The sequence below is a fragment of the Pedobacter rhodius genome (assembly GCF_027213645.1).
In the GTDB taxonomy this organism is placed as follows: Bacteria; Bacteroidota; Bacteroidia; order Sphingobacteriales; family Sphingobacteriaceae; genus Pedobacter; species Pedobacter rhodius.
In genome coordinates this window covers 921,487-936,798 of the sequence record NZ_JAPWGL010000003.1, presented here as the reverse complement: position 1 = coordinate 936,798, position 15,312 = coordinate 921,487, and the positions used below count along the sequence as shown (strand labels likewise).

Sequence of the window (15,312 nt, the reverse complement as noted above, 5' to 3'; positions counted from 1 at the left end):
GCAAAAAATATAAGACAAATCTGTCTCGATACTTGATACTTTATATCTGATACTTAAAAAGCTTATTTAAAAAGTTGGCACGTGATAGTACTTCCTAAACTTATCTGTTTCACCGTATTCCGGCAAATAGAATTTAGCACCTTGTTGGCACAGGTTGCTAAGACTTCGTTGGGTCTAATCCCTCCGTCTTTCTTAATAAGCATACAAAAATGCAACAAAGCAACATCAATTCCAAAAATTATCGCTTTGCGGCCAAATAAAATTACAAAGGCCACGCAAAACTGCATGGCCTTAAGAATATTGTTCTGTTTTAATTCTTATTTTCGGCTTCCGAAAATTCGAAGTAAGAAAAGGAAGATATTTAAGAAATCAAGGTATAAAGATAATGCAGCAACAATGGCCATTTTCTTTGATTCTACCTGTAAAACCTGTTCCCCACTTGCTTCGATGCCTTCGCCAATTCGTTTGATTTTCTGCACGTCGTATGCGGTTAGGGCTGTAAAAATTGCAATACCTATGTATGCCATAAATAAGCTAAAACCTTCACTTTGAATAAACATATTAATTACCGTTGCGATAACCAATCCAATTACCCCAACCATCAAAATTGGCCCAAATTTACTTAAATCGATATTCGTGGTATAACCCATAAACGCCATGATTCCGAAGATACCCGCAGCACCTGCAAAACAGCTAACGATGGAACCTGATGTATAGGTCAATAAAATAAAACTCAAGCTGATTCCTGTAAGTACCGAATAAAGTACAAACACCCCTATTAAAGCCGGCAATGATAATCTGCTAAGTCCAAATCCCATCAATAAAACTAAACCCAGCGGGGCAAACATGGCTATATAGCCAAATATCGACATGCTAACTTTTCCGGTTTCAGGATTAATATTCAATAAATACTGCATCAGTTGTTCATTTGTTCCGAACAAATATGCCGCAACAGTTGATAAACTCAATGCGACAAACATCCATAAGAAAACGTTTGCGAAGAATTTTTTGGAAACAGATTTTTCCTGTACAAAAACACTGTTATCCTGATATTGATAATTTTGTTGTTCCATTTTATTTTGTGTATTTAAATAATTTTACTTTTTAAAAGACGAGAAGCCTTCAAAGCTTAAATCCTCATCTATTTTTTGCCAATGTATGCCAAACGGCGAAATACTGAAATCAATTCTTTCTTCATCACTTGCATTCAATAATTTTGGAAACCAACTTAGTGGGTGGTTTTTCTGTTCACCTGAAGGCATTTTAATAAAGATATGATTTTTTTCAAACCAAACTTTTATTTTATTTTCCATGATATTCATACCATTTTGCAATAATAATTTCCTTGTTTTCTTCTATCAAAGATTGTGCAAGATTAATATCCTTGTTTTTGAGCCCTTTGTTACTGACAAGTTTAACTTCATCTACCTCAAATACGCCTTTCCATCTGCATTTCTGACATGAATATGAATCGACAGATGCTCATTTGAATAAAAGAAGAACCGAAGTCCAAAAATTATCAAATAGTGTAAGCATATTCTACTTAAAAATAAATATTTTAATTCAATCTTTTTGTCAGCAGTTCTTCAACTTTTTTAAAGAATTGAAGCGGTTTCAACGTACGCCAGGGCATATTATCAAAAGCGCCTCCAAAGTTAATGTAATAATCAATACTGTTATCTTTAAATTCGCTGATAACATGTTCCTGAAAATTAACCCCAACTATCCAGCCATCTTCTACCTCCTGAAACCACTCTTCATAATAGCTATCGTCAGAAGCATGAAAATTTAGCACATTTTCACCGATAAGAATAAATTTATTAATGCCTTCATCCATCATCAGTTCTAAAATATCACGCTTTAGCAACATGATATCATTATTTATGGCATCATTCCATTCTCCGATAAATTCAATAACGGCATAACTTCTGTCGTAATCAGCGAAAAGCACTTTCATGTAAAGTGTATTCGAACCGAATTCATCCCATTGCGGGTGAAGTAAAAAATTGTATATCTGTTTATCGAAATATAATTCAGAGTATTCGGTATTGTAAAAAGGTGAACGTTCGTCTTCTGCCGAAATATATTCATCTCTCCACTGGTAATAAGGCTCTATTTCGTGCATCAGGTAAATTTTAGATTTAAAGATTTACGATTTTTAGATTGAGTAATCGCAAATGTATTTATTTAATACTTGGCTGTTACAGATCGTAATTCGTAAATCTACTATCGTAAATTCAAATGTCCTGCTTCTACTGCTTTTCGAACGCTTCCATAACGATTCAATAAATCTGCAGCTTCATCGTAATTAATGTTTAATTCATTAGCCACCATTTGCGTTCCGCGGTCAACCAGTTTATTATTGGTTAACTGCATATCAACCATTTTATTGCCAACCACACGCCCCAGCTGAACCATAACCGTAGTACTTAACATGTTCAAAACCAGTTTTTGTGCAGTGCCCGATTTCATTCTCGTAGAACCGGTAATAAATTCAGGGCCTACAACCACTTCTACCGGAAAATCAGATTCAGCAGCAATCGGCCCGCCGGTATTACAAACAATGCAGCCCGTTAAAACGCCAATTTTACGAGCCGTATTTAAGCCCCCGATTACATAAGGTGTTGTACCGGAAGCGGCCAAACCAACCAAACAATCTTTTTCGTTGATGTTAAATTCCTGCAAATCTTTCCAGGCCTGCTCCACATCGTCTTCAGCAAACTCTACTGCCTTTCTAATCGCTGTATCGCCGCCTGCGATTATACCAACAACCCAATCGAATGGGACACCATAAGTTGGCGGACATTCGGATGCATCTACAACGCCTAAACGCCCACTGGTACCCGCACCAATATAAAAAAGGCGACCGCCCTTTTTCATTCTTTCGGCAACCGCCGAAGTCAATTTTTCTATTTGAGGCAAAGACTTTTCAACTGCAAAGGCTACAGTTTTATCTTCATTATTAATGCCCTGGAGCACTTCCATTACCGACATTTGTTCGATGTGGTTGTAATTAGATTCGTGCTCGGTAACTCTATCCATAAATTTAATTTTGATAAAATTCGGTAAATTCTTTCTAAAAACTAGCCTAAAAATCCAAAAATATATGTCTTTGTATTTTGTGGCGTTAATTATTGTTAAATATTAGAAACAAAAGACGATAAAATGCCGTTAAAAAAATAATCAACCCGCTAATTTTCATAAATTTGCATGACGCCAATGAAAAAGAATACCCGTAATAACATCCTAATCGCTTTAAGCTATTCTGTAATTTTAATAGTAGGGATGTTTTTGGGTATAAAATTTATCAAAGACCAGGGATATGGCGTTCAAAAAAGTCCTGCTTTAACGGCTAAAAATTCTGAAAAGCTTGATGAAATTCTCCACATCATTAATGGAAATTACGTAGATGACATTAATACGGATTCTTTACAAAACCTGCCTATCGACAGTGTTTTACACCAATTAGATCCACATAGCGTTTACCTTCCTCCAGCTAATGCACAAAATATGCAGGATGATCTGGAAGGAAATTTTGAAGGTGTCGGTATTGAATATTATATGTTGAATGATACCATGATGGTTACCGGCGTTATAAAAGATGGGCCGGCATACCAGTCAGGCATAAAATTAGGAGACAAAATTTTAGCCATTGATACTGTAACAGTCAGCGGCCGAAATTTACCTAAAGATCAATTAGCAGGTCGTTTCAGGGGTAAAGCCGGAAGTGGCGTAAATGTTCTTTTGATGCATAGCGGCAGCCAATTACCCAATCGTGTAATGGTGACCCGTGGAAAGGTTAACATCAGCAGTATTGATGCCGCATATATGATTAACAACGAAACCGGTTATGTCAGAATCAGTAAATTTGGCGCCAATACGGATGGCGATTTCTCTGCCACTGCAGCCAGCCTGAAAGCTAAAGGTATGAAAAAACTGATTCTGGATTTAAGAGATAATGGCGGTGGTTATTTCAGCGCCGCAACCGGCTTAGCCGATCAGTTTTTGCCGGAAAATAAATTAATTGTTTACACACAAGGCAAGCATGAGCCCCGAACCGATTATTTTTCTACCGGAACAGGTGCTTTTCAACAAGGCAAATTAGCCATTCTAATTAATGAAAATACGGCTTCGGCAAGTGAGATTGTGGCTGGTGCCATTCAGGATTTAGGCCGTGGTATAATTATTGGCCGCCGCTCTTTCGGCAAAGGATTGGTACAGGAACAATTTGCTTTTGAAGATGGCTCAGCTTTGAATTTAACAATAGCCAGGTACTATACACCTTCGGGCAGAAGTATTCAGAAATCGTACAAAAAAGGTTATGATGCTTACAAGCACGAGCTGGATGAACGCATGAACGATGGCGAATTAACCGGAGATTTAACTTCATTCAGAGATTCTATAGAAAAGAACGGAGGTATAAATTTAGCTCAGCCAAGAAAACCAAAAACCAGTGGTGGTATACAACCTGATGTTTTTGTAAAGTTAGATACTACGGGTTACAATAAATTTTACAGTTCATTGGTTAGTAAAAAAGTATTATCAGATTATGTTTTTAACGTTTTAACAAATAAATACAGCGCTACTTATATCGATCAGAATATAAATACCTTTAATTTAAATGATCTGGATTTTAAAGATTTTATCGGCTTTTTGCAACGGAAAAATGTAACAATAGACCGTTTTCAATTATATAATTCGAAAACTGTTATCCTTAACGATTTGAAAGCGCTTCTTTGCCGTTATTACCTGGGCGATGTTGGTTATTACAAAGCCGCCAATCAGAATGATAATGCGGTGAAACAGGCATTAGCCAATCTTCAGTAAATAAGTTAATTGATTGCAATGGCTTCTTTTGGAGTGTAGTTAATGAAAAATTAATCTAAAATCTGCGTCGCTAAACACTCAAACATATATATTCGCGTAGCTGAGATTCCATTATGATAGAAACCGAAAGACTCATCCTTCATCCGCTTACGCATAATCAACTTTTAAAATATATTAAGAACGACAGTTCGCTTGAAGAAGAATTAAAGCTTAATCCAACCAGTAAGGAAATATCACCTGAACTTAGAGAAGCTTTAGAACAAACTATTTTGCCTAACGTACATAATAAGGACAAAAATTACCTCTATAATACGCTGTGGACATTAATTTCAAAAACAGATAACAAAATGATTGGTGATTTATGTTTCGTTGGTGAACCTGATGCCAATGGAGAAATTGAAATTGGTTATGGTACTTACGAAGAATTCAGAGGCAGGGGCTTTATGACCGAAGCGGTTGCCAGAACAATTGAATGGGCGAAAGGACAGGATGGCTTAAATACAATTACTGCATCAACAGAAATAGATAATGTGGCTTCTTATTCTATACTGGAAAAAAATAACTTCATAAAAATTGCCGAAGGCGAAGGCATGTTTACCTGGAAATTAAAACTCCATTGAATTAAACTTTAATCTCAAAAAGGCTTAAACTAATACCTTCATAATGTTTCGGTAAACCTTCCGTTTTTTCCATATTGACTACGCCGACATAATCAAAACCGCAACCTGTATAGTATTTCAATAATTTTTCGTTATCCGCCCAGGTATCCATTCTGATAAATTTGATGCCCCGTTTAAGCGCAAATGCGCTTGCCCATTTGATAATCTCTTTTACAAATGAATAACCCCTGTATTCTGGATGAGTTACAATTCGATGTATATAAATTGAATCTTTATCCCTATCGCCCCATATTAACTTATCATTAAAAGTTACCGCGAAAACACAGGCTACCGCACCATCTGCCAATATTTTAAACTGCCTGTTTTCTGCAACCTCCGTTTCGATTAGCTCCCTGCTGAAACCCTGCCAATGTTTATTGAAAACTTTTTTCTGATGGGCAATGGCCATATCATAAAACTGAAATATGATATCAATATCGGAGATTTGGCTGTTTAAAACCTGGATTTGCATGGGAATAAAGGTAGCATGTTTCTGGAAAAATCAAATTGAGTTCCGATTAATAATAATTTAAAAAAGATCTTTTATTTGCTGAAGATGATCAATTCGTCATCGCGAGGCACGAAGCAATCTTTTTTGCAGGATAGATTGCTTCGTACCTCGAAATGACGGTTTTAATAAAAAAGCAGGACTGCTTTTCCCATCGGAATGCGAACCCTGCCTTTCTAATAATTATTACTTGTAAAACCTGAGCTTTTGGCTTTAGTCTTTAAGCTTTATATTACTTCTGTCTGAAATAAATCTGAATCGGCGCCCCGGAAAAATCGAAGTTTTCTCTTAATTTATTCTCAATGAAACGTTTATATGGGTCTTTAATGTACTGTGGCAGGTTGCAGAAAAATGCAAACATTGGCGAGGTAGCATTAATTTGAGTGATGTATTTAATCTTTATGTGTTTACCTTTTAATGCCGGTGGCGGGAATTTCTCAATCAAAGGCAACATTACATCATTTAATTTTGATGTAGGAATTTTCTTGCTACGGTTTTTATAAACTTCCAGCGCAGCCTCAATTGCTTTGAAAATACGCTGTTTGTTTAAAACAGAGGTAAATACAATCGGCACATCAGTAAAGGGACGAATGCGTTCGTGAATTTCTTCTTCGAAAGCCTTCATGGTTTGGGTATTTTTTTCAATCAAATCCCACTTGTTAACCAAAATCACGATACCTTTTTTATTTTTCTCAGCAAGGTGAAAAATATTTATATCCTGGCTTTCGATACCTTCCTGTGCATCAATCATTAATACCACAACATCTGCTTCTTCCAAAGCCTTTATGGTACGCATAACCGAATAAAACTCCAGGTTTTCTTTAACCTTGGTTTTCTTCCGCAAACCTGCGGTATCGATCAACATAAATTCATGACCGAACTGGTTGTAATGGATTTTTATGGAATCGCGGGTGGTGCCTGCATTTGCCGTAACAATATTACGTTCTTTACCAATTAACGCATTTACTAATGATGATTTACCAACATTCGGGCGACCGGCAATTGTAATTTTTGGCAATTGGTTTTCTTCTTCCGGGATATCTTCGAAGTGTTTGATTACTTCATCTAATAATTCACCTGTTCCGGAACCAGTCATTGATGAAAGTGGAAAAACCTCACCTAAACCAAAGCCATAAAAAGTACTGATCTCGCTATGAAGTGCTGTATTATCAACTTTATTAGCAGTTACAAAGACAGGTTTATTACTACGACGTAAAACTTGCGCGATATCATCATCAAGATCGGTAATGCCTGTGGTTACATCAACCATAAAGATAAGCACACTTGCTTCTTCAATGGCAATCATTACCTGTTCGCGAATGGCAGCTTCGTAAACATCTTCAGAATTTGCAACATAACCACCGGTATCAATAACAGTGAATTGTCTGTTGGTCCATTCCGCAGTACCGTAATGTCTATCGCGGGTTACGCCACTTAAATCATCTACAATTGCTTTTCGGCTTTCAGTTAACCGGTTAAAAAGTGTGCTTTTGCCTACGTTTGGCCTGCCTACGATGGCTATAATGTTACTCATGTTGTGTCTCTAATTGATAGTTAATGGCTTATAGTTAATGGTCTATGTGTTTAGCAAGCTGCTTAAACGATTTGGCTATCAGCCATTGACTATCAACTACTAACCGATTTATTTCGGGCTGCAAAGGTACGGTTAATTATCGTAACCTCAATCAATATTAAATTTTATACTTTTCCAGAAGTGCTTTTACAATCTCTTCTGTTAATTGGGCACCATCTAATAAGGGGAAACCTTCCCACCTTACAATTCCATTCGGATCGATAAGAATTGCGTGAGGAATACCTTTAACCTGAATTGAATTTTTCACAGTTCCTTTTGTATCTATAGCTTCGAAATAATTGATTTTCGGATTATTAAAAGCTTCCACTTTCTCCGCGGATTCATCAGAAACCCCAATTATTACAATTTTATCCGCATATTTCGCCTGGACATCATTTAATGTTGGAATATAAGCCCTGCATGGTCCGCACCAGGTTGCCCAAAAATCAATCAATACAAATTTTCCCCTGGTATCAGGTTGCTTTGAAATCCACTTTTCGACCACCAGTTCTGGTGCTTTTTCATTCAGGATTGATTTCGCCCATAATTTTTTACCATTATTTGATTCCTGGGCGAAAACAACCGTACTTAAGAGTAAAAGGAGAAACGTTAAACTTTTTTTCATTTTGATTTCTTTATTTATCTGATAAAAATCGATTTTAATTATCGTAACCAAAACTTTTCAGGTAGTTCTTTTTACTTCTCCAATCCGGAATTACTTTTACAAACATTTCGAGGAATACTTTGGTATCAAGAAATTTCTCTATTTCGATACGTGCTTCGGTACCAACTTTTTTAAGCATGCTGCCACCCGTACCGATTAAAATATTTTTTTGGGAATCTCTTTCCACCACTATTTCTGCGGTAATGCGAACCATTGCACCCTTGCCGTTTTTCATCTCTTCTTCCTTGAAACTTTTAACGATAACTTCGGTACTGTAAGGAATTTCTTTCTGGTAATTCAGGAAGATTTTTTCGCGGATAATTTCTGAAACGAAGAAACGTTCGGAGCGATCGGTTAAATCTTCTTTATCGTAATATGGCGGATGCTCAGGTAACATTTCCAAAACCCGGTCTAATAATCCGTCGACATTATGATTATGTAAAGCCGAAATCGCATAAATAGCCACCGGATTTAATTTTTCCTGCCAGTAAACTATCTTCTCATCAACCTGCTCTTGCAAGGCTTTATCAATTTTATTTATCAGCACAATTGTCGGGATGTTTTTGTTCAGGATTTTTTCCAGAACATCTTCCTCATCGTGTGCTTCATCAATGTCGGTTACAAATAAAAGTACGTCTGCATCGGTTAAAGATCCGTTCACAAAGCTCATCATACTCTCCTGCAAACTGTATTTTGGCTTGATAATACCGGGCGTATCGGAGAAAACTATCTGGTATTCTTCTTCATTTACGATACCTAAAATTCGGTGCCTTGTGGTTTGCGCTTTAGGTGTAATAATGCTAAGTCGCTCGCCTACAAGCACATTCATGAGGGTTGATTTACCTACATTTGGTTTACCTATTATACTAACAAAACCTGCTTTATGCGCCATTAAAATATTTTTTAAAAAAAATTTGCAGTACAAAGAAACGAATTATATCTTTGCATTCCAATTCGGAAACAGAGTTAAGGATTTAATTCACTGGAAAAAACGAGTTGTATAGAGTGCGGGGTGGAGCAGTTGGTAGCTCGTCGGGCTCATAACCCGAAGGTCGCACGTTCGAGTCGTGTCCCCGCTACTATTTAAGCCGAAAGCATAAAGCTAAAAGCTTTATCCTTTTTGCTTTAAGCTTAAGAGGCCCGTTCGTCTAGGGGTGAGGACGCCAGATTTTCATTCTGGAAACAGGGGTTCGATTCCCCTACGGGCTACTAAACCGCTTTACAAAATGTTGAGCGGTTTTTTTATCCAAAAAATAAAGGTTGGTATATCCTTAAAAATACAATAAAATGCGGGGTGGAGCAGTTGGTAGCTCGTCGGGCTCATAACCCGAAGGTCGCACGTTCGAGTCGTGTCCCCGCTACTATTCATGCCGAAAGAATAAAGCCTAAAGCTAAAAGCTTTATCCTTTTTGCTTTGAGCTTAAGAGGCCCGTTCGTCTAGGGGTGAGGACGCCAGATTTTCATTCTGGAAACAGGGGTTCGATTCCCCTACGGGCTACGCAAATCAATATCAATGATGTTAAAACCATGCAAATCAAACATTTGCATGGTTTTTTGTTAATATCAAAAACCTAAAATTTGCATCAAACCGCAAAAAAAGTGTGCAATTCGGTGCGTATCTCTATTGGGAATCACTATGCACCGAATTGAATATCAATGTTTTAAGCAAAAAAGCACCTTAATAAAGGAGACCTTTTGTTTCATTCCAAGTGAGTAATTGCGAAAGGTAATTTCTATCTGATTTTTATTTAAGAAAGCAAAAAGTTTACAAAGGAGGCCCAAAGGCCATTTTATCTGCGCATCACTATGGATATTAAACGGGCTGAAATGTCTATAGACTGTGAATGTGAAGCCGCGAAATGGAATAGCTCTGCTGAGCGCGAGTCGTCGACACAAAAGAAGATGCCGAAACCTTAAATAGTCATCTTGAATCCTGCGGAGCAAGATGAGAGCCGCTCACTAATAGTTACCAGATGCAGGCCAAAAGATTACCGCACTTAGTTTACAAGGGCAGTTTACAGGCAAATCCCAAAAAATTCTTTATTTGATGAAACTCTTTGGAGAACACAATTTAAGGATAAAGCAATTAATTGGCAATGGCTTTGAAGTTAATACACTAATGAGGTACATCACATCCGAAAGGCACTTAATAGATTTCCTTCAAAAAAAGTACTTTCAAGGTGACATCTAAATCAATTCACTGAATTATACTTTTATCAACGATTTTGAACATTATCTACGGGGAGATTGTAAACTATTGCCTTGCAATTGGTTAACTAAAAAACGCACCATTTATCGGCTACAAATCAACAGCAGCCGCCAAAGAACGCACTTATTTAATCTAATGTGTAAAAGTCTGTTAATGCATACCATTCATTCTCAGCCTCTACTGTTCATCATCTTGGTAATATTTCTAAAGAACCGCTGTAATAAAGAACTCTCTTCCGTTATAATTTCGGCATCCGCCAGCATTCCATTTTTTAAAATAATTTTATGGTTGGCATCTTTATTTTCAAACTGTTCAAAACTAACTTTGGCTATAAACACACTGTCCCGATAGGCGACATCTGAAATGTAAGTTAACTTCCCTCTGATCATTCCATACTGTTCATAAGGGTAGCTCCGCATCTTGATGAGCGTACTTGCGCCTTTATATATCTTACCCATATTATACTGCGGAATCTGTATCTCCCCGAAGAAATCGGTATTTCCCGGATTGATAACAAACACTTCCTGTCCTGACTGTATATTTTGATTTTGCTGAACTATCCCTGCAAAGCCGACCTTTCCGGAAACGGGTGCAATCAGGATATGCTGCATAATCCAGTTATCGCTTTCGGTAATACATTGGTTAAGCGCCTGAACAAATTTGGCCTGTTCCTCAGCAATGGTGTGTCTGAGATCTAATAATTCTTTTTCTTTTGCACTGTAAGCACTCAAATTATTTAGGACAGAAGTTTCGCTTTGCTGTAACGGATATTTTGAAGCCAAGTATTTATTCTCCTGCTGGGTAAATTCGCTTCGCGATATAACCTTGTTTTTATATAGTTTCTGATAGGCTTTATATTCTGCCTCCTGATTGGCATATTCCAACCTTTGCACCTTTTGCTGTTTATGTATCTGGTTGCCTAGTGCCCTAATATCTTTCAGATCCTTTTCTAAAAAGGCCATGCGGTTGAGATAATATCCGTTTCTAAGTGTAGACCTGTATTGCAAATACTGCTGATAGAAACTTTGATAGCTTCCCTGTATTTCTCCAAGGTTCAGCCCTTCGGGTAAATTATTATGCTCATTTTTGTTTTTAAGCACACTTGCCTGCATTGCCTTCAGGCTTTTGTTTAACGTCATTATATCCTGTGGCGCAGCAGTGGTTTCTAAATAAGCCAGGGCTATTCCCTGTTTAACGATTTGCCCGTCAGCTACCAATAGGGCTGTTAATTTTCCTGCCTGTCTGGCAAGGACTGTTTTGGGGGCATTAAGTGAATTTACCTTAAGGCTGGTGGTCACAATATCGGGATAGTCAATAAATGCGGACAGCAAAATTATTCCTCCCAAGATGGTAAAAACCATCGTAATTCCCCATTTTAAGATCCATGACGGTACTGCTGTTATAATTTCGTGCACCTCCTCACTGTGGGTCGGCTGCTGTGAGATATTTTCTGGCATAGCTATAGCATTTAATTTCCAAGTTGAAGCTGGTTTTTCACCAGGTTGAAATAGACACCATTACTGCGCGTAAGTTCCGAATGTGTTCCCTGCTCAATAATACGCCCTTTCTCAAGGACCACAATATTATCTGCGTGTATGACCGTGCTCAGGCGGTGTGCAACCACAACAACAGTACGGCCTTTAAAGAATTCTTCCAGGTTCTGCATAATTATCTTTTCATTCTGGGAATCCAGCGAATTGGTAGCCTCGTCGAACAAAATGTATTCAGGGTTTTTGTACACCGCCCTTGCTATAAGGATACGCTGGCGCTGTCCCTGGCTCACACCATTGCCTTCGGCACCAATTTTTGTATTAAGGCCCAGTGGCAGGTTCTCAATAAAATCATGGATATTGGCAATATGGACGGCCTGCTTCAATCGTGACATATCCGGATAATCATCTCCCACAGCTATATTGCGGGCTATGGTATCCGAAAAAATGAAACCGTCCTGCATCACTACCCCACAAAGGCCCCGCCAGTATCTGAAGCTAACCTGGGCAAGGTATCCACCGCCTATTTTGATCTCACCTTTTTGCGGCTCATAAAAACGGAGGATCAGTTTAAGTATAGTTGTTTTCCCACTACCGCTCATGCCCACTATGGCAGTTGTTTTTCCCGCCGGGATATCTAGGCTCACATCCGATAGAACCGGGTCATTTCCTGCGCCCGGATAAGTGAAGGAAATATTTTGTAATGAGAGGCTTTTATCGGCCGGAAGCTGCTTGATAAAAGTTTTTTCAATGGGTTCTTCATCATCCATCTCACGGATATCATTGAGCCTTTCGAGTGATATTTTTGCATCCTGCAACTGCTGGATAAACGTTAGCATTTGTTCAATCGGGCTGTTAAGCTGCCCCATGATATACTGTACAGCCATCATAGCGCCGAATGTAAGGTGGCCGTCGATTACAGATTTGGCAACAAGGAACGTTATAAGGATGTTTTTTCCTTCATTAATAAAAAATGCCCCTGCCTGTTGATATTGCCCCAGCTTTAGGCTCTTGATATTAAAGCGGAAAAGGCCTGCCTGCAAGTGCTCCCATTCCCATCTCTTCTGTTGCTCACAGTTATTGAGCTTTATTTCCTGCATACCACCTATCAGCTGCACAACGGCACTTTGATTCTTAGCGGAAAGGTCAAAGCGTTTAAAGTCAAGGTTACGGCGTCTTTTGAGAAATAGTATGACCCATAAACTGTATAATACGGTGCTGGTAATGAAGATCAGGAAAATGCCTGTGTTATAATAAACCAGGACAAAGCTGAAAACAATCAGGTTGAAAACAGAAAAAATAACGCTTAGTGTTGATCCTGTCAAAAATGATTCAATCCTTTTCTGGTCAGTCATACGCTGCATGATATCGCCGGTCATTTTTGTATCGAAATAACTGATAGGCAGTTTCATCAGCTTGATTAAAAAATCAGTTAATATAGAAATGTTGATCCTTGTACTGATATGCAGCAATATCCAGGAGCGGATAAATTCAACACTGATCCTTCCGACAAAAAGCATGGTCTGGGCAATCAGAATGACATATATAAAATTAAGGTTTCGTGTATTGATCCCTACATCAACTACTGATTGGGTTAAAAAAGGCAATATAAGCTGAAGAAGGCTGCCAACCCCCAGGCCAATGAAAAGCTGGATTACGAGCGACTTATAACGGTAAAGATATATCAGAAGATAAGACAGGTTCAGGCCGTTGCTTGTATCGCCCTCTTGTTGGTAGAAGTCCGGAGTTGGCTCCAGAATAAGCGATATCCCTTCCGATTTCTCATCTTTGAGTCCATAAAGCCAGTGTTTTGTAAATTCACTTTCAGTATAAGTAATCAGTGCTTTTGCCGGGTCCGCAATATAATACCTGTTATTTTTGATCTTATACAATACTACAAAATGGTTTTGGTCCCAATGCAGTATTACAGGAAGGTCGGTCTCTGCAAGTTCTTTCAGGTAGAGCCTTGCCGCACTGGTTCTGAATCCTATTTTTTCGGCCGCTTCACTAATGCCCAGCAGCGATACACCCTCTCGGTTAATACCCGAAATATCCCTTAACTTTTGAAGGCTGATATTCTTACCATAATATTTCGCAATCATGCGCAGGCAGGTAGGGCCACAGTCCATCTGATCGGGCTGTTTGTAAAAAACAATTTTTTTCAAATCGGAAATATTGTTATACAGAAAAATTAAGGAACTTATTTTCCATTGTTCTGAGGGTGGCTATCATTTAAAATTTTCGAAATGGCTGACCTTTCCATACAGGGATAGCATAAATTATCATGATCAAAAACCGTATAGACCGGTAAAGTACAGAAGTCTTTTTTATAAGTTTAATTTTTTAAGCCCATTCAAAATCTGTGCGTTGGAGATATCTTTTTTCAGGGCTGCAACCGCTTCAGGGTCGTAATTCTTGATGGTATCGGAATAGTTGGCAACTAAAAAATAGATAAAGTATTCTTTGACAAAAGGGTTTGGGTAGGCCTGGATAAAACTCTTGAAGGCAAAGTAATCGTCCTTGCTTGCAAGCTCGTTGTATCTAAGCCCGGTTAATCTTTTAAAATACCGCTTAAACAGGTTTTCCATTCCAAAACTTAATAAGGAATCAGCCGCGACAAATTTGGTCTTATTGAAGGATTCTTCAAGTATATCACCAACCGCCTTCGCATCAGCCAGCTTCTTTTGTGCCTTGAAATCAGATTCATACCTTATCAGGTTAAACAGGTAGGTTTCCTGGTTTTTACGATGGAGATAGGCTATAAGATTGGGATCGCATAGCTTTAAACCAGCAACAGAACTATAATACAGATCATAGTCAGCGTAATATTTTTTAAGATCTGTACAAAAGCTCAGGATCTTACCCTGATACTTGGCCGAAGTTACCTTTGGATAGCTTCCCTCTAATTTTTTTGACTTTAAAAAATATGAAAACTCATAATTACATTTAAGTTTTCCCTCTGCTATAATGGTATCCTGTCTTGTATCAAAAGTGCGCAGCAACTCTTTAAATGTAATTTTCACACTGTCGCCAGGAACAATATAGATTGGCTTATAGTTGAGGTACACCATTTCAGGCTGCGCTGATTTAATTTTTAGCAGATAAGAGTCGTTACCGACTTTTTTAACGTTAAAATCTTCTCCTTCAGGTAATGTCTTGCCTTTGTTGAACTGAAAGGAAAGCTGCGAATCTGTTTTATCTGCGATGCTGTAATTACCTTCCTGGTCAAAGAAGCGCCTTTTTTCAATATTCAGGTCTGGTGAATTAGCCAGTTTAATGTAAACTCTGGACTCCTGTTGGGCAATAGCTGCCTGACCGAGTAGTAGTAATAGTAACATTGTTTTGATTTTCATAGGATATAGATTGGATATATAAAAACTTA

Annotated in this window: 13 protein-coding genes, 4 tRNA genes, 2 pseudogenes and 1 riboswitch; of the genes and pseudogenes, 7 read left to right on the top strand and 12 right to left on the bottom strand. The window is 38.1% G+C overall.

Annotation, left to right across the window (positions count from 1 at the left end):
- Nucleotides 1–97 precede the first annotated feature (97 nt).
- A riboswitch (SAM riboswitch) is annotated at nucleotides 98–202 on the bottom strand.
- Between the two features lie 115 nt (nucleotides 203–317).
- The 5 genes and pseudogenes from O0931_RS14195 to murQ all read right to left on the bottom strand — a co-directional run bounded on the left by O0931_RS14195 (nucleotide 318) and on the right by murQ (nucleotide 3,042).
- On the bottom strand, nucleotides 318–1,073 hold the full coding sequence (locus O0931_RS14195) for a Bax inhibitor-1/YccA family protein (RefSeq protein ID WP_269416227.1): 756 nt from the start codon (nucleotides 1,071–1,073) through the stop codon (nucleotides 318–320).
- A gap of 24 nt (nucleotides 1,074–1,097) precedes the next feature.
- The gene (locus O0931_RS14190) at nucleotides 1,098–1,313 is read right to left on the bottom strand and encodes a DUF2442 domain-containing protein (protein ID WP_269416226.1); all 216 of its coding nucleotides are present in this window, start codon (nucleotides 1,311–1,313) and stop codon (nucleotides 1,098–1,100) included.
- A pseudogene (locus O0931_RS20170) lies at nucleotides 1,303–1,523 on the bottom strand (DUF4160 domain-containing protein). Before O0931_RS20170 ends, O0931_RS14190 begins: the two are co-directional and overlap by 11 nt.
- A 35-nt stretch (nucleotides 1,524–1,558) precedes the next feature.
- Nucleotides 1,559–2,125 (bottom strand): hypothetical protein, encoded by a 567-nt coding sequence (locus O0931_RS14185; protein ID WP_269416225.1) that lies wholly within the window; start codon nucleotides 2,123–2,125, stop codon nucleotides 1,559–1,561.
- A gap of 101 nt (nucleotides 2,126–2,226) precedes the next feature.
- The gene (murQ, locus tag O0931_RS14180) at nucleotides 2,227–3,042 is read right to left on the bottom strand and encodes an N-acetylmuramic acid 6-phosphate etherase (RefSeq protein WP_269416224.1); all 816 of its coding nucleotides are present in this window, start codon (nucleotides 3,040–3,042) and stop codon (nucleotides 2,227–2,229) included.
- 177 nt (nucleotides 3,043–3,219) lie between these two features.
- Between murQ and O0931_RS14175 the strand changes: the two genes are divergently transcribed.
- The gene (locus O0931_RS14175; protein ID WP_269416223.1) at nucleotides 3,220–4,827 is read left to right on the top strand and encodes a S41 family peptidase; all 1,608 of its coding nucleotides are present in this window, start codon (nucleotides 3,220–3,222) and stop codon (nucleotides 4,825–4,827) included.
- A gap of 113 nt (nucleotides 4,828–4,940) precedes the next feature.
- The gene (locus tag O0931_RS14170) at nucleotides 4,941–5,447 is read left to right on the top strand and encodes a GNAT family N-acetyltransferase (protein ID WP_269416222.1); all 507 of its coding nucleotides are present in this window, start codon (nucleotides 4,941–4,943) and stop codon (nucleotides 5,445–5,447) included.
- A 1-nt stretch (nucleotide 5,448) separates the two neighbouring features.
- Here the strand turns inward: O0931_RS14170 and O0931_RS14165 are convergent, their stop codons facing one another.
- The 4 genes from O0931_RS14165 to era form a co-directional block, all read right to left on the bottom strand.
- Nucleotides 5,449–5,958 carry a GNAT family N-acetyltransferase gene (locus O0931_RS14165; protein WP_269416221.1) on the bottom strand — a complete coding sequence of 170 codons (510 nt, stop codon included), beginning with the start codon at nucleotides 5,956–5,958 and terminating at the stop codon, nucleotides 5,449–5,451.
- 268 nt (nucleotides 5,959–6,226) lie between these two features.
- Nucleotides 6,227–7,528, bottom strand: coding sequence for a ribosome biogenesis GTPase Der (gene der, locus O0931_RS14160; protein WP_269416220.1), 1,302 nt, complete (start codon nucleotides 7,526–7,528; stop codon nucleotides 6,227–6,229).
- A 157-nt stretch (nucleotides 7,529–7,685) separates the two neighbouring features.
- Complete coding sequence (locus O0931_RS14155; RefSeq protein ID WP_269416219.1) at nucleotides 7,686–8,192, bottom strand: TlpA family protein disulfide reductase; 507 nt, start codon at nucleotides 8,190–8,192, stop codon at nucleotides 7,686–7,688.
- Nucleotides 8,193–8,226: 34 nt separating this feature from the next.
- Nucleotides 8,227–9,123 (bottom strand): GTPase Era, encoded by an 897-nt coding sequence (gene era, locus O0931_RS14150; RefSeq protein WP_269416218.1) that lies wholly within the window; start codon nucleotides 9,121–9,123, stop codon nucleotides 8,227–8,229.
- Nucleotides 9,124–9,237: 114 nt separating this feature from the next.
- Between era and O0931_RS14145 the strand changes: the two genes are divergently transcribed.
- The 5 genes and pseudogenes from O0931_RS14145 to O0931_RS20210 form a co-directional block, all read left to right on the top strand.
- Nucleotides 9,238–9,310 (top strand) — tRNA-Met (locus O0931_RS14145).
- 58 nt (nucleotides 9,311–9,368) lie between these two features.
- Nucleotides 9,369–9,440: transfer RNA gene (locus O0931_RS14140), tRNA-Glu, on the top strand.
- 79 nt (nucleotides 9,441–9,519) lie between these two features.
- Nucleotides 9,520–9,592 (top strand) — tRNA-Met (locus tag O0931_RS14135).
- A gap of 65 nt (nucleotides 9,593–9,657) precedes the next feature.
- A tRNA-Glu gene (locus O0931_RS14130) sits at nucleotides 9,658–9,729 on the top strand.
- A 272-nt stretch (nucleotides 9,730–10,001) separates the two neighbouring features.
- Nucleotides 10,002–10,148 (top strand): annotated as a pseudogene (locus O0931_RS20210) (hypothetical protein); the annotation flags it as partial.
- Between the two features lie 462 nt (nucleotides 10,149–10,610).
- On the opposite strand, the gene O0931_RS14125 reads toward O0931_RS20210, so the two are convergent.
- The 3 genes from O0931_RS14125 to O0931_RS14115 all read right to left on the bottom strand — a co-directional run bounded on the left by O0931_RS14125 (nucleotide 10,611) and on the right by O0931_RS14115 (nucleotide 15,268).
- A complete protein-coding gene (locus tag O0931_RS14125) occupies nucleotides 10,611–11,897 on the bottom strand; it encodes an HlyD family secretion protein (RefSeq protein WP_269416217.1) in 1,287 nt (428 codons plus the stop codon).
- 11 nt (nucleotides 11,898–11,908) lie between these two features.
- Nucleotides 11,909–14,095, bottom strand: coding sequence for a peptidase domain-containing ABC transporter (locus O0931_RS14120; protein ID WP_269416216.1), 2,187 nt, complete (start codon nucleotides 14,093–14,095; stop codon nucleotides 11,909–11,911).
- Nucleotides 14,096–14,257: 162 nt separating this feature from the next.
- Nucleotides 14,258–15,268 (bottom strand): hypothetical protein, encoded by a 1,011-nt coding sequence (locus tag O0931_RS14115; RefSeq protein ID WP_269416215.1) that lies wholly within the window; start codon nucleotides 15,266–15,268, stop codon nucleotides 14,258–14,260.
- Nucleotides 15,269–15,312: the final 44 nt, after the last annotated feature.